Annotated in this window: 23 protein-coding genes; 1 reads left to right on the top strand and 22 read right to left on the bottom strand. The window is 68.7% G+C overall.

Annotated elements, in window-relative coordinates:
- Positions 1 to 59: 59 nt before the first annotated feature.
- The 17 genes from O7624_RS29255 to O7624_RS29175 form a co-directional block, all read right to left on the bottom strand.
- Positions 60 to 1,862 carry a non-ribosomal peptide synthetase gene (locus O7624_RS29255; RefSeq protein WP_282238166.1) on the bottom strand — a complete coding sequence of 601 codons (1,803 nt, stop codon included), beginning with the start codon at positions 1,860 to 1,862 and terminating at the stop codon, positions 60 to 62.
- 144 nt (positions 1,863 to 2,006) lie between these two features.
- The gene (locus tag O7624_RS29250) at positions 2,007 to 2,576 is read right to left on the bottom strand and encodes a helix-turn-helix domain-containing protein (protein ID WP_170863493.1); all 570 of its coding nucleotides are present in this window, start codon (positions 2,574 to 2,576) and stop codon (positions 2,007 to 2,009) included.
- 64 nt (positions 2,577 to 2,640) lie between these two features.
- Entirely contained in the window at positions 2,641 to 4,047 is a 1,407-nt protein-coding gene (locus O7624_RS29245; RefSeq protein ID WP_282240782.1) for a cation:proton antiporter, read from the bottom strand.
- Entirely contained in the window at positions 4,047 to 4,310 is a 264-nt protein-coding gene (locus O7624_RS29240; protein WP_093406846.1) for an MbtH family NRPS accessory protein, read from the bottom strand. Before O7624_RS29240 ends, O7624_RS29245 begins: the two co-directional genes overlap by 1 nt.
- Before the next feature lie 119 nt (positions 4,311 to 4,429).
- Positions 4,430 to 6,127 (bottom strand): fatty acyl-AMP ligase, encoded by a 1,698-nt coding sequence (locus tag O7624_RS29235; protein WP_282238165.1) that lies wholly within the window; start codon positions 6,125 to 6,127, stop codon positions 4,430 to 4,432.
- Between the two features lie 124 nt (positions 6,128 to 6,251).
- Entirely contained in the window at positions 6,252 to 6,722 is a 471-nt protein-coding gene (locus O7624_RS29230; RefSeq protein WP_139233172.1) for a 4'-phosphopantetheinyl transferase superfamily protein, read from the bottom strand.
- 99 nt (positions 6,723 to 6,821) lie between these two features.
- A complete protein-coding gene (locus O7624_RS29225; protein ID WP_093406854.1) occupies positions 6,822 to 7,076 on the bottom strand; it encodes a phosphopantetheine-binding protein in 255 nt (84 codons plus the stop codon).
- Complete coding sequence (locus O7624_RS29220; RefSeq protein WP_204019238.1) at positions 7,069 to 7,275, bottom strand: hypothetical protein; 207 nt, start codon at positions 7,273 to 7,275, stop codon at positions 7,069 to 7,071. The genes O7624_RS29225 and O7624_RS29220 overlap by 8 nt, the downstream gene beginning before the upstream one ends.
- Positions 7,276 to 7,579: 304 nt before the next feature.
- Positions 7,580 to 8,179 carry a GNAT family N-acetyltransferase gene (locus tag O7624_RS29215; RefSeq protein ID WP_282238164.1) on the bottom strand — a complete coding sequence of 200 codons (600 nt, stop codon included), beginning with the start codon at positions 8,177 to 8,179 and terminating at the stop codon, positions 7,580 to 7,582.
- Entirely contained in the window at positions 8,176 to 10,896 is a 2,721-nt protein-coding gene (locus tag O7624_RS29210; RefSeq protein ID WP_282238163.1) for an aminotransferase class III-fold pyridoxal phosphate-dependent enzyme, read from the bottom strand. Before O7624_RS29210 ends, O7624_RS29215 begins: the two co-directional genes overlap by 4 nt.
- Complete coding sequence (locus tag O7624_RS29205; protein WP_210934135.1) at positions 10,893 to 11,153, bottom strand: acyl carrier protein; 261 nt, start codon at positions 11,151 to 11,153, stop codon at positions 10,893 to 10,895. The genes O7624_RS29210 and O7624_RS29205 overlap by 4 nt, the downstream gene beginning before the upstream one ends.
- A 102-nt stretch (positions 11,154 to 11,255) precedes the next feature.
- On the bottom strand, positions 11,256 to 12,122 hold the full coding sequence (locus O7624_RS29200; RefSeq protein WP_170863495.1) for an alpha/beta fold hydrolase: 867 nt from the start codon (positions 12,120 to 12,122) through the stop codon (positions 11,256 to 11,258).
- Between the two features lie 10 nt (positions 12,123 to 12,132).
- Positions 12,133 to 13,110: a nitronate monooxygenase gene (locus tag O7624_RS29195; RefSeq protein WP_093406866.1), complete on the bottom strand. Its 978-nt coding sequence runs from the start codon at positions 13,108 to 13,110 to the stop codon at positions 12,133 to 12,135.
- On the bottom strand, positions 13,110 to 13,937 hold the full coding sequence (locus O7624_RS29190; RefSeq protein WP_139233173.1) for a hypothetical protein: 828 nt from the start codon (positions 13,935 to 13,937) through the stop codon (positions 13,110 to 13,112). Before O7624_RS29190 ends, O7624_RS29195 begins: the two co-directional genes overlap by 1 nt.
- Complete coding sequence (locus tag O7624_RS29185) at positions 13,934 to 14,182, bottom strand: phosphopantetheine-binding protein (protein ID WP_282238162.1); 249 nt, start codon at positions 14,180 to 14,182, stop codon at positions 13,934 to 13,936. The genes O7624_RS29190 and O7624_RS29185 overlap by 4 nt, the downstream gene beginning before the upstream one ends.
- Positions 14,179 to 15,057, bottom strand: coding sequence for a diiron oxygenase (locus O7624_RS29180; RefSeq protein WP_093406872.1), 879 nt, complete (start codon positions 15,055 to 15,057; stop codon positions 14,179 to 14,181). The genes O7624_RS29185 and O7624_RS29180 overlap by 4 nt, the downstream gene beginning before the upstream one ends.
- Positions 15,058 to 15,098: 41 nt before the next feature.
- Entirely contained in the window at positions 15,099 to 15,968 is an 870-nt protein-coding gene (locus O7624_RS29175; RefSeq protein WP_282238161.1) for a hypothetical protein, read from the bottom strand.
- Between the two features lie 941 nt (positions 15,969 to 16,909).
- Between O7624_RS29175 and O7624_RS29170 the strand changes: the two genes are divergently transcribed.
- The gene (locus tag O7624_RS29170; protein ID WP_282238160.1) at positions 16,910 to 17,779 is read left to right on the top strand and encodes an alpha/beta hydrolase; all 870 of its coding nucleotides are present in this window, start codon (positions 16,910 to 16,912) and stop codon (positions 17,777 to 17,779) included.
- Between the two features lie 37 nt (positions 17,780 to 17,816).
- Here the strand turns inward: O7624_RS29170 and O7624_RS29165 are convergent, their stop codons facing one another.
- From O7624_RS29165 to O7624_RS29145, 5 genes are all read right to left on the bottom strand, one after another.
- A complete protein-coding gene (locus tag O7624_RS29165) occupies positions 17,817 to 19,538 on the bottom strand; it encodes a fatty acyl-AMP ligase (RefSeq protein WP_282238159.1) in 1,722 nt (573 codons plus the stop codon).
- Between the two features lie 351 nt (positions 19,539 to 19,889).
- Positions 19,890 to 20,495, bottom strand: a complete 606-nt coding sequence (locus O7624_RS29160) for a response regulator transcription factor (protein ID WP_093406882.1) — start codon at positions 20,493 to 20,495, stop codon at positions 19,890 to 19,892.
- 294 nt (positions 20,496 to 20,789) lie between these two features.
- Positions 20,790 to 21,155 (bottom strand): MmcQ/YjbR family DNA-binding protein, encoded by a 366-nt coding sequence (locus tag O7624_RS29155; protein ID WP_093406884.1) that lies wholly within the window; start codon positions 21,153 to 21,155, stop codon positions 20,790 to 20,792.
- A gap of 286 nt (positions 21,156 to 21,441) precedes the next feature.
- Positions 21,442 to 21,765 carry a plasmid stabilization protein gene (locus tag O7624_RS29150; RefSeq protein ID WP_093406887.1) on the bottom strand — a complete coding sequence of 108 codons (324 nt, stop codon included), beginning with the start codon at positions 21,763 to 21,765 and terminating at the stop codon, positions 21,442 to 21,444.
- A 135-nt stretch (positions 21,766 to 21,900) separates the two neighbouring features.
- Positions 21,901 to 22,785, bottom strand: coding sequence for a hypothetical protein (locus O7624_RS29145; protein ID WP_282238158.1), 885 nt, complete (start codon positions 22,783 to 22,785; stop codon positions 21,901 to 21,903).
- Positions 22,786 to 22,823: the final 38 nt, after the last annotated feature.

The following is a 22,823-nucleotide window of genomic DNA, read 5'->3' as shown; positions in this document are numbered from 1 at the left end:
CCTGCCGCGCAGCTCGGGTGCTGCCCGCGACCAACCGACGGGCAGCACCCGACACCTGCCTACCTGGACTGCGCCATCAGCTCGGCCAGATCGGCCAGGCTCTCGGCCTCGAACACCGAACGCATCGGTACGGTCACGCCCAACTCCTTGCGCATCCGGCTGGCCAGCTTGGCGGCGAGCACCGAGTGCCCACCCAGCTCGAAGAAGTTGTCCTGCGGCGTCACCTCGGTGATCTCCAGCGTCTCGGCGACCAGGCCGCACAGCCGGTCCTCAAGTGACGGCGCGGAACCCGAGCCGTCGACTGCGGGCTCACCGTCGGGCATACCGGCCGCCGGTGACGGGGCAGGGCGCTGCTCGGCCGGGGCCGTCGCCGCCCGCTCGGCCAGCGCCTTGCGGTCGATCTTGCCGTTCGGCAGCGTGGGCATCCGGTCGAGCACGACGACGGCGGACGGAACCATGTGCTCGGGCAGTGCGGCCCGGGCGTGCTCGCGTACCTGCGTCGCCACCATCGGCTGCTGTCCCGAGGCCGTCACGTAGGCGACGATGTGCTGCGACGAGGCGTCGGCGCCGCCGAGTACCGCCACGGCCAACTCCACCGCCGGGTGGCTTTCCAGCCGCGTCTCGACCTCGCCCAGTTCGACCCGGAAGCCGCGTACCTTCACCTGGTCGTCGACCCGGCCGGTGAAGTAGAGCTGCCCGTCGGCGGCGCGTCTGCCCCGGTCGCCGGACCGGTACATCCGGCTGCCCGGCGGGCCGTACGGGCTGGCGACGAAGCGTGCCGCGGTCAGGCCCGGACGGTGCAGATAGCCCCGGGCCATGCCGCTGCCGGCCAGGTAGAGCTCTCCCTCGTCGCCGTCGCGCAGATCGCGTAGGTGCTCGTCGAGCACGTACACCGCGCTGCCGTCCCAGGGCGAGCCGATGCTCACCGTCTCCTGCACGCCCTCGACCGGTCCACCGATCGACGTGCCGACTGTCACCTCGGTCGGACCGTAGCCGTTGAACAGGCGCCGGCCCTGCGACCACTGCGTCGCCAAGGCTCTGGTGCAGACATCTCCGGTCGAGGTGAGCGTGCCGTCGGGCAGCAGGCCCGCGCTGTCGGTGATGCTCAGCGCCACCGGGGGCAGCGTGGCGTGGTCCACCTCGTACTTCAGCATCGTGTCGCGCAGCGCCTCGCCGGGCATCAGGTCGTCCTGCTCGGCCATCACCAGCGTCGCGCCGTGCATGAGGGCCATGGTGAAGTCCCAGAACCAGGCGTCGAAGCTGAACGAGGCCCACTGCAGCACCCGCTCGCCGGACCGGATGCCGTACACCCGGGTCTGGGTGGAGACCAGGTCCGCCACCCCGGCATGGGTGAGCGCGACTCCCTTGGGTACGCCGGTGGAGCCGGAGGTGTAGATGACGTACATCAGGTTGTCGGCGGTCAACGGCGCCAGCCGCTCCGCCGCGGTGACATTGTCCCCACGTTCGCCCGCGCACTCCGCCACGACGGCGGGATCGTCGAGCACCATCTCCGGCACACCCAGATCCAGCCTCGCGACGCCGCTGGTCCGGATCGACAGCATGGCCCGTGCGTCGGTGACCATGTGGGTCAGCCGCTCGCCCGGGTAGGTCGGATCGAGCGGCAGGTACGCGCCGCCGGCCTTCAGCACGGCGAGAACCGCCGTGATCAGGGTGTCCGAGCGCGGCACCGCGACCGCGACCAACGAATCCGGACCGACACCGGCCGCGATGAGCCGACGGGCCAGGCGATTCGCTCGGGCGTTCAGTTCCGCGTACCCGACGGCGGTGTCGCCGAAGATGACCGACGGAGCGTCACCGGCCTTCAGCACGCTCGCCTCAAAGAACTCCGAAACAGTGTCCACTCCGCCTCCGACGCAGCTTTCCTGCCGATGTGGTTCCGAACATAACGGTGGTGGCACGGCCCTTCGCCGTACGCTTTCTCGGATCTGTCAATCTCCTTGCGGGTGGACGGACCGCGAGGTCCAATTCACCACGTACGCACCGACTCACCTCGACCGGTCCTTCTTCGACACCGCGGTGACGGCCCGCCGCGTGTCCACCCGAGGTGTGGACGCCCGTGATCCGGGCTCGACGAAGAAACCACGTCCCCAGACCGTACGGATCGCGAGACCGACGATCTCCAAACGCCGGCGCAGCCGCATGACGTGCAGGTCCAGCGCGTTGCTCGACGAGCTGGCCCCGGAGCTTTCCAGGATCTCCCGCAGCTCGGTCCGGTAGACCAGCTGGCCGTACCTGGTCAGCAGCGGCGCCAGCATCTCGCACTGCATCAGAGAGAGCGTGACGGACGTGTTGTTGAAGTACAGCATTCCGGCCGGGTCCAACACCGGCTTCTCGTTGAGCACTGCCCGGGCCGCCAACTGACGGACCCGGACCTGGAGGTCTTCCCGTCCGATGGGCGGGCGTACCCAGTCCTCGTAAAGGCTTAGTTGGTCCGGCGGTGCCGCGCCGTGTTCCACGATCAGCAGACAGAGGTGCTGCTGCTCGTGGCACTCCGCGCGGATGTCACTTTCCGCAGGCCAACGAACGAACTTAACCCGGTTCTTGACATCGACCATCGCCTGCATCCCCCATAGCCACCATGTCTCGATGGGAATTAAGAAATGCCACCCTTGAGACTCCTCACAGGTCTGTCTTCTTTGCGTCCCAGCGCTGAACCGGCGCGCCGGTCACCAGCGGGTGGTCTCGTCGGTCCGGCCCGGAGGGCGATGCCGGCGACCCGAGCGTTCCCTCGCGCCTGAGCGACCAACGCACCAGCGGCCCGGTCACCGCCGTGGTGAGCACGGCGACGAGCACGAGGACGCTGTAGCCCAACTGGTTGAGGAAGCCGGCCTGGTAGCCGATGCTCAGCACGACCAGCTCGGTGACCCCTCGGCAGTTCATCAGGATGCCGAACCGCAGCGCCTCGCCGTTCGGCATACCGGCCAACCGGGCCACCCCGCCCGCCCCGACGATCTTGGTCACGACGGCCGCCACGAACACCCCGGCGAACACCAGCCAGGTGATCGGCGCGGTGCCGATCAGCCCGACCGAGGTCGTCAGGCCGACACCGGCGAAGAACAGTGGTAACAGAATGAGCAGGGTGAAGCCCTCCAACTGCTGACAGATCCGTTCGACGACCAGCGAGTCGCGCGGTACGGCGACGCCGAACAGGAAGGCACCGACCACCGGATGGAGCTGGATGGACTCAGTGAGCACCGAGTAGCCGATCGCTCCGGCCACCAGCACCACCGTCAGCGACTGACCAGAGCCCAGCCGTCGGACCAGCGCCAGCAGCAGCGGGCGGACGCACAGGATGGTCACCAGAACCAGCGCGGCCCCGAGCAACAGGACGCGCAGCCCCCCGCCGCCCGCGCTCTGCCCGGCCAGCAGGAAGGCCAGCACCAGCCAGAGCAGACCGTCACCGATGGCCGCTGCCGAGATGGACAGCACACCGACGCTGGTGTGCCGCAGTTTCAGGTCGTCGAGGATGCGTGCCAGCACGGGCAACGCGGTCACCGCCATGGCCAACCCGACGAACATCATCGTGCCCGCCGGTGAGCCCTGCGAGCCGACGAACAGCCCGCCGGCAGCGGCGACGATGCCCATGCCGGCCAGCCACGGCAGACCCATGCCGGCGACCACCACCGCCCCGACCACGCCCTTACGTTCGATCCGGTCGGTACGCAGTTCACAGCCGAGCAGGAAGACGAAGATGACCAGGCCCAGTTGCGCGACCTTGTCCAGCCCTTCCGTCACCGCCGGGGGGAACAGGAACCCGGTGGCCGCCGGCCAGACCACACCGAGCAGGGACGGGCCGAGCACCAGACCGCCCACCATCTCGCCGACCACGGAGGGCTGACCGAACCGGCGGGCCAGCCCGGCGCACACCTGGCAGGTCACCAGGACCACCGCGACCGCGAGCAGGAATCGGGTGAGCGAGCCCCCGTCGTGCGGGCCTGCCGTGTCCCACAGCGGCACCGTGCTCACCAGCACGACGAGGCCGACGGTCACGCCGAGCAGGGTCCGGGCCCGGGCGGACAGGTTCATCACGCCCGCGAGCCGGTCGACGGGGCCGAGTCCGCTCTACCGCCGGCAGCGCCGTACTCGGGCACGGCGTCCCGCAGGCTCTTCGGCCGCATGTCGGTCCAGGACCGATCGATGTGGTCCACGACCTCCCGTCGGGGCGCCGGACCGTACACCACCTGCCAACCGGCGGGGACGGTGATGCCGGTCGGCCACAGCGAGTACTGCTCCTCGTCGTTGCACAGGGCCAGGAATTCTTGACTGTCGTCGTCGAACGGATTGGACACGCGGACAACCCCTCAGGATCTCGAATGGTTTCCGGATGGCGACGGGTAAGGGTTGTGGCAGGCGCCGGTCCTCGTGGCTGGTGTGGTGGTGGCCGGCGAGGTGGGTGAGTGTCCGGTTGTCAGGCCGGTGCGGGTGCCGCCTTCTCGATGAACAGTTGTCGCGCTTTCGCTCGTTGCAGCTTCCCGCTTGTGGTCTTGGGGAGGCTGCGTCTCGGTACGAGGTGAACCTGGGCCACGGGCACACCGCTGCGTGCGCTGACCGCGGACCGCACCGCCTGGCGTAGTTCTTCCTGCTGATCTGCGGGCACGTACGACTCGACGACGAGGTGCAACTCCTCCGAGTCGCCGCCCTCGGGGCGATGGCCGACGGCGACGACCGTGCCGAGGCGGACGCCCGGGACCGCCTCGGCCGCCTGCTCGAAATCCGACGGGAAGTAGTTGGCGCCGCGGATGATGATCAGATCTTTGGAACGTCCGGTGATGCGGATCTCGCCGTCTCGCAGGTAGCCGACGTCGCCGGTCTTCCACCAGTCCGGCTCGGCGATGGCCGCGGCGGTCTCCGCCGGCAGGTCGAAATACCCGACCGTGCGCGACGGGCTGCGGAACTGGATGTCGCCGATCTGGTTGTCGCCCAGCGGCTCACCGTCACCGTCGACGACGCGGACCTCGGTACCCACGACGGGCACACCGCAGGCGACAACCTGCATCCCGCTCGCCTCTCCCGGGTCGACGTCGATCACCTGACCGTGCGTGACGGCGGCCGTGCGGTCGATGGTGTCGACCCGGACCGGCGCGTTGTGCGGCGACATGCTGATGGTCAGGGTCGCCTCTGCCATGCCGTAGCAGGGCATGAAGACGTCCTGCCGCAGACCCCACGGGCGGAAGCGATCGACGAAACGCTGGATGGTGCCGGGGTGGATGGGTTCCGCTCCGCAGAATGCCATCCGCCAGGACGACAGGTCGACGCTTTCAAGATCGCTGTCGCGGACCCGGTCGGCGGTGTAGCCGTAGGCGAAGTTGGGCGCCGCCGCGAGGGTGCCCCGCATCGCGGTGATGTTGCGTAGCCACTCGACCGGTGAGCGCAGGAACTGCGTCGGCGGCATGAGGACGCTGCTGCCGCCGGTGTAGATGGGAACCATGATCCCCGAGATCAGGCCCATGTCGTGGTAGAGCGGAAGCCAACTCACCGACGTGTCCTCGGCCGACCACCCCGTCGCCGCAGCGCTCTGGGCCAGGTTCGCGGCCAGGTTCGCATGCGAGATCATGACGCCCTTGGGCCGGCCGGTCGATCCGGACGTGCACTGGATGAACGCCAGGTCGTTCTCGGACGGCAGCCGGAACCGCTGCAACGAAGCCTCGGCGGACGCGGCACGCTCCTGCAGCACGTCCGCGTCGATGAACACCGTGTCCGTCACGGCCTCCGACGCCTGAACCACCGCGGCCCTGGCCAGGACGGCCGCCGGCCGCAGGTAGGCCACCAGGTCCTTCACCTGGCCGTCGAATCCCGCCGCCCGCCCGAAGCTCGTCGGCACCGCGATCGCCGTCGGGGCGGCGCCGAGCAGCTGACACCCGAGGAACGCCGTCACGAACGTCCAACTCGTCGGCAGGCAGAACAGCACCCGATCGCCCCGCCGCACGCCGTACTCGGCGAGGACCGCGGCACAACGCAGCGCGTCGTCGAACACCGTGTCGTAGCGGCGCGACTCCACCCGCCCCGGCTCGGGTACCACAGCCATTTCCGCCCCGTCCGAGCCGCGCTCCGCCTGGGCCGCCAGGGCATGCATCACCGTCGGATAACTCGGCACAACTTCACTCATCAACCCCGCTCCTCACAACCTGGGACGGCCGCACTGACAGCCCTCAACCACATCCAGCACATCGCGCTCCCCCGCGCGCCGCGTCGTCCCGGCGGACCGCCGCGTTCGCCGGCACCGAAACGCCTCACCGCCGCACCGCCAGGGCAAACGCGAGGCCGTCCGCGTAGCGGGCCCACACCGGTACCGACAGGCCACCAAAGGAGGCGATCAGCCCATCACCCGCCCGGTGCAGCTTGATTCGCCAGAACAGCACGCCGTCACCGACCGCCATCCCGTCCAGCGCCTTGAACGCCGCCTCCTTGGCGGAGAACAACTCGACCGGGCGGTACCGGCCGTCGGGCGCGAGCAAGGTGCGCCGCTCCCCCTCGTACAGGACAAAATCGACCATGCGCTCGGTGACGGCCGCGTCCTCGATGTCGACGCCTACCCCGGCGGCGCCGGGGACCACCACCGCGACCGCCACCCGCTCGGTGTGCGCGATGGACCCGGGGTAGCCGCGCGGAAAAGCCGGCCTGCCGCCGGCGACGCGCGGCACGCTCCGGACGACCGAGCCCGCCGCGGCCAGCGCCGCCGCGGCGGCCTGACGGCCGGCCACAAACTGTTCGTCGGGCCCGTTCGGCGGCGCTACCGGAGACCATTCGAGGTACGTGCCCGGTGTGACGAGGGCTCCGAGTCCAGCGGTCACCGAGTCACCTCAGACGCGCAGCGCCACGACGTGCTCGGCCAGCGAGCTGATCGAGCGCAGCACCTCCGGTTGGATGTCGTCGTCCCACTCGAAGCCGAACGCATCCTCCATCGCCACGAGCAGGCTGACCAGCGCGGCGGAGGACAGCCCCTGTTGGCGCAGCGACACCGTGTCCGACACGGTCCGGACGAAGCTGTCCGGGCCGTGCATCTCGACCAGCAGCTCGCGAATGCGCTGCCGGGTCTCTGTCACCTGGTCAGCCATTGTTGTCGACCTCGTCGACAAACCTCGCCACCGAGGCCGGCTGCTCAATCCTCGTCGGATTCTTTTCGAGTTGAAAACTGCTGAGTGTCACGTTCGGCGGACACCCAGGAAGGTCACCAGCAGACACCACATCCCCCTTGTTCATCCCCTGCGCGCCCAAGGCGCATTCGGATGACTGCGTCACGTCCCGCCAGCGCACCTGATGGGCGCACCTCAGTCAGGTGAGCGTCCACCGGGCGTCGCCTCCATGGCGGCGCCTGATGGCGCGACAACCGCACTGATCTCGTGGCATCGCGCGGATTGCGCCCATTCCCCAAACCGGCGGAGCACTACCGTACGCTATCATCTGATCGACGTACTGCAATCCATTAATTCTGCATACCCTGTTGTGCGCTTCCCATGTAACAGGCAGCGAATAATGGGTCGAACCACACCTGTGAACCGCCGGGAGGAGATTTCCATTTCCCGACGGTCCACAGATGTTGACAAAATCCGGACGCGACCTAACGCGCGTCGCGCCACATGAAAGAGGTATTGATGCCGAGAATCGCCTCCTGGGAGACCACCCGGAAGCCGAACCTCTCGTAGAGCACGACGTTGCGGTCGACATCCGCCTGGAGGAACGCCGGCACCTGCTGCCGGTCCACGTTTGCGAGAAAGGCCGTGAGCAGTGCCGAGCCGATCCCGTACCCCTGCTGGTGCGGGTGGACCGCGATCGGTCCGATGTGCCAGTGGGGTTTGTGGGGTTCGTGCTTGGCCCGTCCACCCACCACCTTCAAGGCACGCGGCAGCCCGAAGCCCATCGTGCGGACCTGCGAGGGCACCGATTTGATCTTTTCGCGGACCGTCATCTGGCAGTGCGGCCACTCCGCGGCCTTGAGCACCCCGGCGAGTTCGCCCTCCCGCTCGGCGACGAGCACGTGGCTGGCCGTATTGCCGAGCTTGAGGGTACGGGCAGCGTGTTCCATGATCCGGGCGGCCTTGTCGCGGTTGCCGCCGGCGATCGCCAGGTTGCTCGGATTCAGGGCGAACGCGAGGCCGACGATCCGGCTCGCCTCGTCCATCTCGGCGGGCGTGATCCGCCGTACGGTCACCACGCTCATATGCCAACCTCCGGGAGGGTCGTCAGTCCGGTGGAATCCCGCACCATCCACGGCGTCGTCGACACGTCCGCCGCAGTGATCCGGGTGGGATGGAAGCCGTGCCGACCGGCCAGTTCGAGAGCGGACAGCACACCGTCGACGGAGAGTCCGCCGTAGGACGGACTCGCGGCGGCCGGTTCGAGGCCGAGCAGGATGGTCTCGGCCAGGCACGAGTAGACGATGCCCGGCGGCAACGTGATGCCCGGGAAGTGGGGCGTCTGCCCATTGGGGAGCCGGACGCGGCCACCGGACACGAGGGTGACGTTCGGCAGATTCGCCACCGCCGGGTGAGCGTCACCCGGCACCGCGAGATCGCAGACGAGGACCTCCCGGTCGGCCGCCAGGTGGGTCGGGAGGATGACCGGGTCGGCCGCGTTCGTGGCGCTCACCACGATCGGGCAGTCGCGCAGCGCGTCGAGGTCCTCGGCGACCGAGACGTCGACCAGGTGGGCCATTCGTTTCGCGACCGCGGCGAGCCTGCGCCCGGAGCCGGGTCGGCCGACGAGGACGAGCGAGTCGCAGTGTGGGGCGACCAGATCGGCCATCACCGCGCCGATGTTGCCGATGCCGCCCACCAGCCCGACCCGACGCGCACCGGAACGGCTGCTGCTCAGGTGGCGCTGAAGCAGGTCGTACGCGCAGGCGGCGGTGAGTGAGTTGCCGGAGGTGACGCGTACCTCGTGCTCGATCACGTCCCGCCCGGCGCCGGTGACGATCGAGGTGTAGCCGCCCAGACCGACCACGTCGCCGCCGAGGGCGACGCCCAGCTCCACCGCGTCCAGTACCGTTCGGGACAACCAGGGCCGGTGCCCAGCGCGCAGCGCGTCGACCGCCTGGGCGGCGGTGAACGGCACCGCCACCACGCTGACATCGGCCTCGCGCCCGGTTGCTGAGGTCACCCGACGCCGGACGACCTCGAACGGATCCAGCTCGCCGCGCATCCGGTCCAGGGCCGCCGCGCACCGACTGTCCGACCACTCCGCCAGTTCGGGCGCCAGGGACCGAACCGTGGCGGCGTTGTCGAGGTTGGCGAGGAACACCACGTGCGGAACGTCCGCGTCGTGGCGCGCCCGGCGCGGGCGGGGTGGCGAGGGCACATGCTGACGCGGCCGCCAGGCTCCCGTCGGTGGCACGGCCAGGTGCGACAGCAACGTCGCGTAGTCGCCCTTGGCGAGCAGGCCGGCCACGTCGTCGAACGCCGCGACGGCCCGCTCGACGTCCTCGGGTGCGAGCAGGGCGGAGGGCTGCACGCGTACGGTCGTGGGCGCGGACAGGGTCGGCATGACCCGGACCCGGTGCGCGTGCAGCAACCGACCCGCGATCAGGAAGCCGAGCGACTCGGCATCGAACACCGCACGCAACAGGGCCGACTCGGGCTGCGGCAGGCGAAACTCCACGCCGATGAGCAGCCCGCGGCCGCGGACCTCAGCAACTGCTTCCGGCCACCGCGCCGCCACCCTGGCGAGTCGGTCCCGCAGCTCCGCGCCGGTCGCGACGATCCGATCGCGGTGACTCTCGTAGAGCTCCAGGGCGGCCGTGGCGACCAGCGCGGAGAAGTCGTCCTCGGCGAAGGTGGACGTGTGGTGGCGACCGAAGTCGGCGACGTAGCGGTCGGCGGCGACCATCATCGCCGAGATCTTGGCCAGTCCACCGCCGAGCGACTTCGACAACAGATAGTAGTCGGCGACCACACCGGACGGTTCGGACGCCAGGAACGTACCGGTGCGGCCCATGCCGCACTGGATCTCGTCGAACACCAGCGCCGCGTCGTGCCGGTCGGCCAGTCTCCGCAGTGCGGCCAGGGTCTCGGTCGGAACCTCCCGCACCCCGGCCTCACCCTGTACCGGCTCGGCGAAACACGCCGCCACCGGAGACAGGTTGCGGGCCCGGGACTGCGGCACCCCGTCCGCGTCCAGGGTGACGGTGCAGATCTCGACCAGCCGGTCGTCCAGCGCTGCCACCACCGCCTCGGGCGTCCAGTCGGCCAACCGCACTCGCCGGGGCCCCGGCACGTGCAGGTCCTCGGGCACGTTGGAGCCGTGGGTCAGGGTGCCCGCGGCGGTCGTCTTGCCGTGGAACGCGTCGCGCAGCGAGACCAGGACCGGCTCGGCCCGCAGCAGCTCGGTGACCTTCTCGACCGCCGCACCGACCACCTCGCCGCAGGGGCGCCCGGCCGCCGGCCCGCTGCCGCACGGCAGGTCGGCGAGGCCGTCGCGGTGCAACCGGCGCAGGGACCGCTCAAGCTCCTCGCGCAGCGCGCCGAGCCGCCTGCGTCGCTCGACCACGGCGTGCTTCACCGCAGCCTCCACCGCCTCCGCACCGGTGGACCCGAGCGTCACGACATAGTCCACACCGGTGGTGGCCCGCACGAGTGCCGACAGCTTCGCGGCCAGCACGGCCGCCCCCGGGCGGATGCTGGCCTGCGCGTTGAAGGGAAGCTGCTCGTCGAGGCACCGTCGGGCCACCGCGACCAGCGCCGGGTGGTTGTGCCCGAACAGGGAGGACCCGGCACCGCCGACCAGGTCGAGGACCTGGTCGGCGGTCTCGGCACCGTCCGACGACTCCGGCGTGAGATGGTCGCCGTGCCCGCGGCGGTACGCCACGTCCAGGTTGAGTGCCTGGAACAGGCGGCCCAGCTCCGGGCGGGCGTAGCGGCCGAAATCGAGGTCGGTGCTCACGGCTGGCCGATCCCGTTTCCGACCCGTACGGTCATCGACGCGGTGACCTGGTCCACGACGTCACGCAGCGTGCGCATCGACGCCGCCTGTCCGTCGGACATCTGCACCTCGAAGAGAGACTCCATCTCCACGATCAGATCGATCGACCGCACCGAGTCCAGGCCGTAATCCGCCAGTGGCGTGTCCGGATCCAACTCCGGCACCTGCAACCGACGACGGAACAACTCGTCAACCACATCCAGAACTTCGCGATCCACTGCGCTCCCCCTCCTCACGCAAAGCGCCATCCCGCCCGGCGCTTCGGCAGCCGCCTCGTCGGTCGAGCGCACCTCGACCGGGCTTTTCCGACCGTCGACCGGTCAGGCACGGGTTTCGACCTCGTCGATGAACTTCGCGACCAACGCCTGGAAGCCCGCCGCGTCGTCCAGGAACGGCAGATGGCCCGCTCCCGGCATGATCTCGTAGCGACCGTTGGGAAATTTCTCCGCCAGTTCCTTGGCCCCGGACGGGCTCAGCAACACGTCGTCGTCACCGATGACCACCAGGGTCGGTGCCTCGATCCGAGCCAGCACATCCGCGCTCGTCTCACCGGTCAACGCCAACTTCAACCCGTTGACCAGATCCTCCTTCGTTGACAGAGCCAGGAAGCTCTCCCGCAACCCGAGGAAGCCCGGCGTACCCAACTCCTCGATCATTTCCGCGCCGAACACCTCCGGGTACAGGTGCGCGTACAACGCCGCCATTCCGTGCTGCTCCAGCGTCAGCAGCCACGCCCGCTGCACCAGACGATGACGACGCATCCCCCGGGGACCGAGCGCCGGACCGGCCAGCACGATCCCCTTGACCCGGTCCGGGTGCTTCAGGGCCACGTCCCGCGCCAACACCGTGGAGATCGAGGTCGACAACAGGTACGCCTGGTCGATCTCCAGCGCATCCAGCAGCCCGACGACGTCCTCGACGTGCTCGTCCCACGTCGGATACTTCTCCGGGTGCGACGACCGGCCATGACCGCACAGGTCGTAACTCACCACGCGATGGCCCACCGACAACTCGTCCGTGAACACCCGCCACGTCGGAGTCGTCATGAAGAAGTTGTTGAGCGTCAGGACCACCGGACCCGTACCGGTCGACTCGTAGTACAGCTCGACACCCTCTCGCCCACGGGCCCGCACCGCATCCTCGCGGTACGCCACCTCAAGACGTTCGAGAACCTCACCAGCAGACACCACATCCCCCTTATCCCAGTTCAATGCGTTCAGCAGCAGGAAGTACGCCGGCGAACCCGGCGACGACATCGGCTGCCGACGTCTCGTCGGAGACCGATTCGCAGGACAGGCCGCAGTACATCGCCATTTCCTCGATGCGGCCGGTGGTCGCCACGGTGGGCACCGCGGCGCTGAAGCGGGGCACCAGGTACGAACGCTCCTCAACCCTCGTACGGCCGATGAACTTCTTCGGTTGCCGCGGGTCCTCGGTCACCGGTGTGGCCAGCACCCGGTGACGCCGACCCGGCCACCCGATCTCGTAGACGTCGGTGATCACTGTGTCGGCACCGTCAGCCGCGCACACCGCCGTCTTGAAGTGGGGATGGGCCCAGGACTCCCGGGCGACGACGAACGCCGTCCCCAGCAGCACACCGTCGGCTCCGGCGGCTATCGCCTGCTCGGCATCGGCCGGCGAACCGATGCCACCCGCCGCGACGACGCAGGCGCTGGGCGCCCGGTCACGCAGCTCGGCGACCAACTCGTCGCGGCGCGACCCACCGAGCAGGTGCCCACCTGCCTCGATGCCCTGCGCCACCACGACAGCGCCCCGCTCCGCCGCCCGTACGCCATCCTCCACGGTGCCGACCTGGACCACGAGAACCCGGCCGGTGGCGGCGACGCGCTCGAACACCGCTTCCTCGGGCATGCCGAACAGCGACACGTAGACGTGCGGCGGCGTCTCGGTGAGCACCTGCGTCACCTGGCGGTCGAGGTCGTCGGGACCGACCACCTCCGGGATGAGATTCACGCCGACCGGTCGCGACGTGCCCGCCACCAACCGGCTCAGCACCGCCGACAGTGCCTCACCCATCAGCTTGTAGCCGCCCACGCAGCCGGCCGCACCCGCGTTGGAGACCGCGCACGCCAACTCCGTGCCCGCGACGCCACCCATGCCCGACTGGAGCAGGGCCACGTCGGTGCCGAGCACCGTCGCCACGCTCGACCGCATCAGCCCAGGCTCTCCACTGCGGACAGCGCGGCCTCGACACCACCGAAACGCGCCGTCAGCGTGTGCACCCACCGCTCGACGCCGAACGCCAGACAACTGGTGTGGGCGGTGTCGTCTCCGGCCTGGATCTCGCACCGCTCGCCGAAGAAGTTCCGGTGGTAGTTGACCGAGCCGATGGCCAGGCCATCGACGACGAACTCCTCCTTCACCGGGAACAACCGCTGCATCTTCGCCTTGCCGCTGTTCTTGTCGAAGAACGGATCCGTGGCGACCTCGAGCTTGACGTCGAGACCGAGTTCGGCGCACAGCGCCAGCACCGCGTCCTTGGCCCGGCCCAGGTGCTGCTTGGCACCCTCCTCCTGGCCGACGAAGACGATCTCCCGCATGGAGAAGCCGAGCAGCCGCTGTAGGCCGTCGTAATGCTCCTCGTTGCGGAAACAGGTGCCCAACGTGGTCCGCAGGACTCCGTCTGCGGGCAGGACCGACCCGGCCAGGTCCAGGTAGATCGCGTAGCAGGCGGCCGAGGGCAGGGCGAACTCGGCGGGCCGCAGCACGTCGGCCGGCACCTGTTCCAACGGCCGGGACGCGGTAGCCAGCAGGGTGCCCACCCGCTCCGGGTCGAGCCGGGCGGCCGCCAGCCCCAGATGCGGGAAGTTGTCGTAGTAGTCGAAGGTGTCCAGGTCCCGGGTGCGCAGCAGGAACGGGAACCGGAACTCCGCGGCACCCCAGCCGTCCCCGAATCGCCGGAACACCGCGTCGATCGCTCTCAGCAATCGCAGCTGGCCACCGTCGAGGACCCGCAAGCCATTGTCGGTAACGGTAGTCATGACGCCGCCTTCTGCTTCAGGAACCGCGCCCCGATCGCGTTGAGGGTGCGGAAGTCGTCGAGGTCGAGTTCCTCGGGGTCGATCGACTCGCCGGTCAGTTCCTCCAGCAGGAAGATGAACTCGACGAAGGCCAGCGAGTTGATCGCCCGGCTGTCGATGAGGTCGAGGTCGTCGTCCAGCTTGTCGAGTTTGGGATTGCGGTTCAGGATGAACTCCCGCACCGCCTGCATCGGTTCGGTCCTCACTTGACCAGTTCCCTGCCCACGCCGGCCTTCGTCAGAAAGCTGCGCGTCCGCTTGAGGATCCGCTCGTGCGCGGCGTGTCGGGCCGGGTGCTCCAACGCGCGGCGGCGCAACGCCAACGCGTCCGGAATGCCGGCGTCGCGGTAGGCCGCCGGGTTGTAGAGCGTGGCGATGCTGTACCGCAGGTAGTTCTCCAGGTACTCGGCGACCAGCGGCACCTCGGCCGGGTCGCGCTTGGCCACCTGGCCGAGCAGGTTGGTGAAGATCATGCGCCCGAACGCCACGTGCCGGCTCTCGTCCTGGTGGTGCACCCGGTTGATCTCGCGGGCGATGTGCGGCAACGACTCGTCGGTGGCCATGTACGCGTTGTAGTGGTCCACGATCTCCTCGAAGATGAGGATGCGGGCGAACACCACCAGCTCACGGGCCACCGGCGACAGGTGTTCCACCGAGTCGGCCTGCAGGGACGGCTGGGCCGGGTACAGCTTGCCGCCGTAGCGCAGGCAGAACTGCGCGAAGAACCACATGTGCTCGTTTTCCTCACCGATGAAGTGGTGCAGGAACTCCGAGACGTTCGCGTACGTCCGCTCGTGGATGCGCATCACGACTTCGCTCATCAGCTCGCGGATGCCGTGGATGTTGAGGCTGAAGAAGTTGATGGCCTCGTACTTGGTAAGCGCGATCTGCTGCTCACGGGTGAGCTCGTCCCACATCGGCGTGCCCGCGAGGGTGGTCAGGCTCTCGCTCATCCACGGCAGGTCCGGCTCGATGGCGTCCGGCCAGTCGAACAACGTGTACGGGTTGTAGTAGCCGGACTCGGCCATGTGCTCGAGCCGGTCCAGCTCCAGCTCGATCGGTTCGATCTCTCGTACCGCCATTGTCAGTCGTCCTCCCCGATAGGTGGTTCAAGAGGTCAGGTTCACCGCGCCGACCTGATGTCGGCACGCAACAGCGCCGGTTGTGGCGACCCACATTCGTGGTGTCCGAAGGACGCGTTGCCGGAGGCGGTCGACGGGATGACCTTGTTGTAGATCGATCCGAGACACAGCTCCTGGAACTGCTCGGTGTCGGCGGACAGCCGCGCCGCGAGCTGCGCCTTGGCGATGTCGACCGTCTTGGTCACCCCGTCGTCGTCGGTCACCTCGACACACGCGTGCGGCAGGTCGAGCGCGCCGCCGAGCACCCCGGTGAACCACCCGCGCTTCGCCTCCGCGCGGTATCCGGCCGCGCGGAACCGCTCGGCCAGCAGCAGGCTCGCCGCGATGCAGCTCGTCACCCCGAGTTCGTGCACCAGCGCGTAGTCGGCCTGCATCGGCACCGGAATCATCTGCCAGCGGTAGCCGGCGTGCAGGTAGTCGCGGGTCAACGTCCGCAGGGTCGGGGATACCAGAGGGGTACGCGCGCCGGTGTTGGTGACTGTCGCGGCGTACTCCGCCGACCCTTCGCTCGGCGTGAGTGGCGTGATCTCCTCCAGCTGGCCCCCGAACCGGACCACGTCGGGCCCCTCCAGCCGCCACGGCGCCACCCCCGAGCACTCGTGGCACTCCAGTCGGACCCGGAAGCTCCAGGTCTTCGGCCGCAGCAGGTCGTCGACCGAGCGACCCGCGAACCGGAACAGCATCCGGAACGCCAACTCCGGCTGCGTGTTCGACCGGTACGAGTACATGCCGAGGTTGTAGAGGTCGTTGGGGTCGAAGTAACGTACGCCGTCCCGCTCCTCGGCCGGCAGTCCGGCGTCGACCAGTCGGTCCACGTCGGCCGAGTCGCAGTGCAGCATTTCCCGGGCCACGGACTCCGGCTGAGTCTTGCGAGAAAACTGATCGGGAACGAATTCGATCGATTCGGCGACTTTTTCCCACGGTGGACAGGCAGTCGCTTGTTGCTGTGGCACGGTCTCTCCCCCAGGCAGCGTCAACCGGGTCTACGACCGGATCAACACCGGTCCCGACCGCACAGGATTACGAAACACCCGACAATGGGCCATCAGTATGGTTCACGACACATTCAGCCGGGCCCTGCCTGGCCCTGCGGAACACCAACGCACGCTACCACCCACCCAACGTCCCGCAATCCGTTAATTCTGCATATGCGGCTGTGCGCTTCCCACGCATCGCACGATTCCGCCGATTCCTCCGCTACGCCGGCAGCACCCCTTCACAGCTCGGCCGGCACTAACACTCCCACGACCAGCGGAAAAGCCAGTTGAAGCCCTGTCTGCGCAGCTCAGAGTGCCTTCCGCCGGTGTCGGGGATCCGATACGGAACCGCCACCAACAACCATGTGGCATAGGTCACACAATGAAAGTGTATATGGCCTGGGAATGAAGAGCGGGTCACCGATCAGGGCTGCAACGACAACATCGCCGAAACCGCGCCCGCCGACGCCAGGACCAACAACCGGTGACATATTCGTTTTGCAGGTTGCACGGGGCCGCAGACAGGCCACCTCTTCACCACGTCGGATAGCCGACATACCGTAGAAATGCAACCGCCATGACAGCGCAACCCCACGTGCATTTCTCATGGTCGTATTCCGATCCGACGCCGGTATCGTAGGGTGCGGCACAACGGACGCCCAGCGCGGCGTCGCGGTGCGGCGTGGCGGGCGCGGATCGGCGGGCCACAGTCGCCCGATCAAGCCGTCGAAGGGGCCAACATGCCGTTGGATCGGATACTCCGCCGTCTCATCGCCTGGCAACATGCCGACGGTGCGCCGCCTCCGCTCCGCACGATGCCGGTCGAACAGGCCCGCGAGCGCTACCGCGCAAGTGCCCTCCGCCCCCGGGGCCAGGGCGGCGACCCGGATCCAACGGTGGTCGTCGACGAAAAACTCGACAGTTTGGACAGCACGCCGATCCGGTGCAGGGTCTACACACCGCGATCCGACACCGACCGAGTGATCACCTACCTGCACGGCGGCGGATGGGTGACCGGTGACCTCGACACGCACGACCTGGCCTGTCGGGTGCTCGCGGCGTCACTGGGCACGGTCGTCGTCTCCGCCGACTACCGCAAGGCGCCGGAGTTTCCGTACCCCACCCCGCTGCACGACGCCATCGCGGCCGCGCGCTGGACCGGCCGGATGTTCCCTGACCGCGACCACGTTCTCGCCGGCGACAGCGCGGGTGCCCAACTCGCCCTCGGTGCCGCCCTGGACGCCCGCGCCAACGGCGACCCGCGCATCGCCGCGCTGTTGCTGATGTATCCGCCCGTCGACCCGAGTCTGCGGATCGCCGCCGCCAGTGCGCACACCGAGGGGTACCTGCTGTCCGTCGAGGACCTGACCTGGTGCTACGAGCAGTATCTTCCCGATGCACGGCATCGGAGCGATCCGGCCGTCGATCTGCTACGCGCGGACCTGCGCGGTCTACCACCGACGGTCGTCGCCACGGCCGAGTTCGATCCGCTGCAACGCGAGGGCGAGCTGCTGGTGGAGCACCTCCACGCCGCGGGCGTGCCCGCCCGGCACGTGCCGGGACCGGGCCTGGTGCACGGCGCCTTCCTGATCCAGGACATCGTGCCCGCGGCGGCGGCCAACGCCCAGCAGGTCGTCCGGGAGGTCGACGCCCTCCTCACCGCCGCCCACCGGCACACCGCATGACCGGCCGCCACCTCGCCGCCGCGGCGACCGGACGTGTTCACGAGGTCGCGGTCACCAGCGGCTGCCAGTCGGTGTAGACCGGGTCCAGGCCGCCCCCGAGGAACAGCCGGCGCATCTCCGAGCGCTTGACCTTGCCGCTCGTGGCACGCCGGACGCCGCCCCGGCGCAGCAGGACGGTTCCGCCGGGGCGGACGCTGAACTCGCGGGTGAGCGTACGCGTGATCTCGTCGGCCAGATGGCGCAGCCGGTCCTCGGACGGCCGCCCGTTGACCTCGGAGACCACGACCAGGGCGTTGCCGGACCCGGATCCGTCGAGCGGTACCGTGAAGACCGCACCGATGATGCCCAGACCGGGGATCTGCGCCCGCAACGCCCGCTCGATCTCCTGCGGGTAGAGGCAGCGTCCATCCACGACGAGCAGTTCGGCTGTCCGCCCGGTCAAATACAGCTCGCCCTCGTGCATGGTGCCGAGGTCCCCCGTGCGGACGTAGCCGTCGACCGTGACCGTCCGGTCGGTCGCGGCCTCGTCGCGCCAGTAGCCACGGGAAACGCCGGGGCCGCGTACCCAGATCTCGCCGATCGTCCCGGCCGGCAGCGCCGCACCGGTGCTCGGGTCAGCGACCAGCACCTCGACGTCGCGGGGTGCGCCGCAGCTGACCACGCCCGGACCCGCGTCGGTGGGAGTGAACCGGTGCCGCTCCAACCCATGCTCGTCCACCCTGGTCACGACGGCCTTGCGGAACGGGTCCGCCGAGACCAGCAGCGTCGCCTCGGACAGGCCGTAGCAGGGGCACACCACATCGTCGCGCAGCCCGGCCGGAGCGAACCGCTTGGCGAACGCCTCCAGCGTCTCGGCGTGCACCCGTTCCGCCCCGTTGACTCCGATGCGCCACCGGGACAGGTCCAGCCCGCTCAGTTGGCTGTCGGTGACCCTGGCGCGACACATCTCGAAGGCGAAATCCGGGGCGGCGGAGACATGGATGTCGTACTTGTCGATCATGCGTAGCCAGCGGTGCGGCTGGCGGATGAAGGCGGCCGGGTGCATCAGTACGCAGCCGCCGCCCACCAGCAGCGCAGGCATCAGGTGACCGAAGAGTCCCATGGCGTGGTGCAGCGGGACCCAGCCGCCGAGCCTGGTCTCGGCGGTCAGCCCATACACGCGGCGCTGGCTCTCCATGTTGTGCAGGAGGTTGCCGTGGCTGACCGGCACGCCCCGGGGCTCGCCGGTGGTGCCCGAGGTGTACTGGATGATGGCGAGCGTGTCGTGGCCCAGCTCGCTCGGTGACCATGACTCCGCCTCCGGTACGGCCGCCTCGTCGGTGGCCAGCAGGGGTAGGTAGCTCAGCCCGACCGACTGCGCCCACGCCATGACGGCGGAGCGGTTGACCGTGTCGGTCAGTACCACCGACACCCCGGCGTTCTCCGCGATACCTCGGGCGCGTGACCGCTCATGGGGATACCGGCCCGGCAGCGGTGCCGGCACTGCGATCATCCCGGCGTAGAGACAACCCACGAGGGCCGCGGCGAAGTCGAAGCCGGTGGGATACAGCAGCAACACCCGGTCGCCGGCCGGGTAACGGGCCCGTAGCCAGGCCCCGATCTTCCTTGCTTCGGCATCCAGCTGGGCGAACGACCAGCGCCGATCGCCGTCCGCATGATCGATGTCATCGACAACGATCAGCGCGGTGCGCTCGGGTGTCGCACGGGCGTGCCCACGGATCACGGCGGTGGCACTCGCGGTGAGCGACAGATCCATCATTGCCCCGGTTCCTCTCCCTGCCGTGTGCACGAACCGCAAGCACCACGAATGACCCGTCGAGGCGCTCCAGGAAGTCAGCGAACGACGGAAGACGCGTCGGTTGCGTCAGGTGCCGTCGATTCTGCGGAGAATCGCATGGATCAGCAGGCTAGCACCGGCCGGACGGGCCATCCACCAAACCATCGCCACTGCTGAGAAATGCATACCCCGAGTATTAGAAACACATTTGGATGCAATGCCTCCCACACTGGAGATTCGCCAGCATAAAGCCGCCTTTTACCGTAAGGAAAGGTTTCGTAAAGAAATCCGACCGGAGAGTGCTGATTGGACCCGGGCCCCCTCCCGTCCCACTCAGATCCAGTGCGACTCCCGGGCGATCCGCAGCGCGTCGATCCGGTTGCGCGCATTCAGCTTCGCGACGACCGACGACAGGTAGTTACGCACCGTGCCGTCGGAGAGGCGCAGCCGAGCCGCGATCTCGCCGACGGTGTCCCCCTGATAGACGTGGGTGAGTACCGAGAGCTCGCGTGGCGTGAGTGGGCAGTCCCCATTGCCCAGGGCGGCCACCGTGAGCTCCGCGTCGAAGACGCGCTCGCCGAGGTGAACGCGGCGGATCGCGTCGAAGAACTGGCGCGGTGGAACATCGCGCTGCACCAGCCCCGCGATCTCTCCCGCGAAGGCCCGGCGCACGACCGGCCGGGTGAAGGAGGTCGCGAGCAGCATGCTCCGGCACCCCGGGATGCTCGCCACCTTCTCGGCGAACGCGACCGCGTCGCTCTCCTCGCGCTGAAAGCTGATGATCACCACGTCGGGCCGATGCAGCTCGGCGAAATCCAACGCGTCCAAATAGTTACTCATGGATCCGACGACGCAGAACTCCTCCTCCTGCCCCAAGAGGGCAGTGAGCGCAAAACGGGACAGATGCAGAACGTCGGACACGAGCACGTCGATTGCCACTTATTCCCTCCAGACGGTTCCCCGACCGCGCCGTTGGGGGCCCAGCGCGCACCCTCGACGTCATAATGTCACACGCGTACGAAAATCTGAAGGTCGATATCTGACAGCGCCGGACGTGCAATTTGCTACCACTGTGGACATTCACTGGATCAAGATTGCGACAAGCATGACAGTGTCAAATTCGCGATAGTTGTCCGGCCTTCGGCCGATCGGACCAGGAAGGTCGTCGGGATCGCGGCGCTTCGACCGGAGACGGTGGCGGACAGCGCGCCACGTCGCCTGTCGGCGTCCGAGTCAGGGGAGGCGATTCGCTACCTGACGGTCCGGTACGCGCATCCGCCACGCGTCGGTGATCAGCTCGTCGAGCCGTTCGACGGTGACCTCGGCCAGACGCACCATGACCAGGGGTAGCCCGTCGTAGGCGGGGGTGGTGAAGAACAGCGCCGGCTCGCCGAGGAGCAGTGCCTGCTTCTCGGCCTCGTCGCCGACGTACAACACGGCGATGTCGGTGCGGATGACGCGCGGCTTGCCCGGTCGGCGCTCGGGATAGGACCAGACGAAGCCCTTGTCCGCGACCCGGAAGTCGAAGCCGTCACTGTCGATCTCCACTGCGTGCGGTAGCGCCAGGGCCAACCGGCGTACGTCGCAGGCGTCAGCCATCGCCTCCCCCTGAGCTCACCCATCGCGGCATGCCGAGAGGTTAGCCGCTGACTCCGACATCGACACCGCGTCGGGCATCTCCCCTGCTCGCGGGCCGGTTAACGCGGACTGCCGCGAGAGCGGCGGCGGACGGGACCATCCGCAGGTCGCTGCCCGCAGACACCGGCCGGCGGCCCACCGCCTCATCGGGCTCGGCGGGCCGCCGTGCCAGCTCAAGCGTCGGGCCAGCTCAGGCATCGGGCCAGCTCAGGCGTCCGGCCAGCTCAGGGGTCCCGGGTCGAGGTCTCTAACGGGCCAGCGCCTTCTCCAGCTCCGCCTTCGACATCGACGAGCGGCCCTTGACGCCACGCTTCTTCGCCTCGTTGTACAGCTGTTCCTTGGTGCGCCCGCCGGCGCCACGGTGCGAACGCTTGCCGCCGCGGTGGCCGGACGAGACGTCGTCGAGCGACGATCGGCTCGCGGTCCGCGCCTCACCGGAGCGGGCCCGCTCCTTGTTTACCGTACGGGCCGCGATCTCCTCGGCCCGGCTGGTGGACACGCCACGCTTCTTGGCACTGGCCTTGACGTGCTCGTACTGCCGTTCTCTTTTCGGGCTGGATCCCGCAGGCATGGAGTGCCTCCCTCCACCGACAGTGTTCACCGCTCAGGTGCCCCACCGTCGGACGCCGAAACACTCGCGGACCCGCCGCAGCACCGGGGCGGCGGGACGCACGATGTCCGCCCCGCCGCCCGGGATGCCGATGACTCAGGAGGTGAACTTGTCCAGCGCCAACTCGATGGCACCGCTGTCCGGCTGGGCGTACGCCCGCATGGTCTCCTTGTTGTAGGAGATGAAGCTCGGGCACCGCACCGCCGGGGCGTTGACCCGCCCGCCCTCACCGATCTTCTCGCCGGTCTTGGCGGCGTAGAAGGTCAGCGTGTAGCGCGAGGAGACGTAGTCGACGGTCACCTGCTTGTCGTCGCGGTCCTTGTACTGGCACTTGCGGGGCGTACCCTCGCTGCCCTGCTCGAAGGTGAGGCAGCCGACGACGGAGACCGATGCCCACTCGGCGGTCTTGGCGTAGTAAGGCTTGTCGAAGCCGACCGACTTGCTCAGCCACGACTCCGGACGCTCCGGGGAGTTGGCGAACGTGTAGACCTTGGTGCCCTTGGCCCCGGTGTAGGGCGCGGCGTTGAGGATCGGGCTGCCTTCGCAGACGGCGGACATGTCGCTGGAGTTGCGGGCGGTGACCGCGTTGTTGTTGTCCGGCTGCTCCTCCGCCGGTGGCGCGATCGACGGCGCGTCGGTCGGTGCACCGGGCGCGTCGCTCTGCTGGCCCGCGACCGGCTCACCCTCGTCGTCACCGGCCAGCACGAAGAAGCCGATGACGCCGCCGCAGGCGACAAGCACCGCCATCACGGCGGCACCGATCCCCAGACCGAGCCAGAGGCCCTTGTTCGAGGACTTCTTCGGCTGCGTCGTCCCGTACGCCGGGGGTGGCGGCGGCACCGGCGCCCCGTACGGCGACGGGTAGCCGGCCGGGGTGACCGGCGAACCCGGCGGACCGACCGGGGAGCCGGGTGGTGTGCCCCAGGGAGCGGCGTTCGGATCCGGCTGTTGCCCACCGTACGGAGGGTGGCTGTCACTCATCTGATGCCCTTGTCGAAGTCGAGAGGTTACCTGGCCGA

It is taken from the genome of Verrucosispora sp. WMMD1129, from assembly GCF_029581255.1.
In the GTDB taxonomy this organism is placed as follows: Bacteria; Actinomycetota; Actinomycetes; order Mycobacteriales; family Micromonosporaceae; genus Micromonospora; species Micromonospora sediminimaris.
Note: the sequence above shows the minus strand (reverse complement) of the source record. Positions and strands in the feature narration are given on the sequence as shown.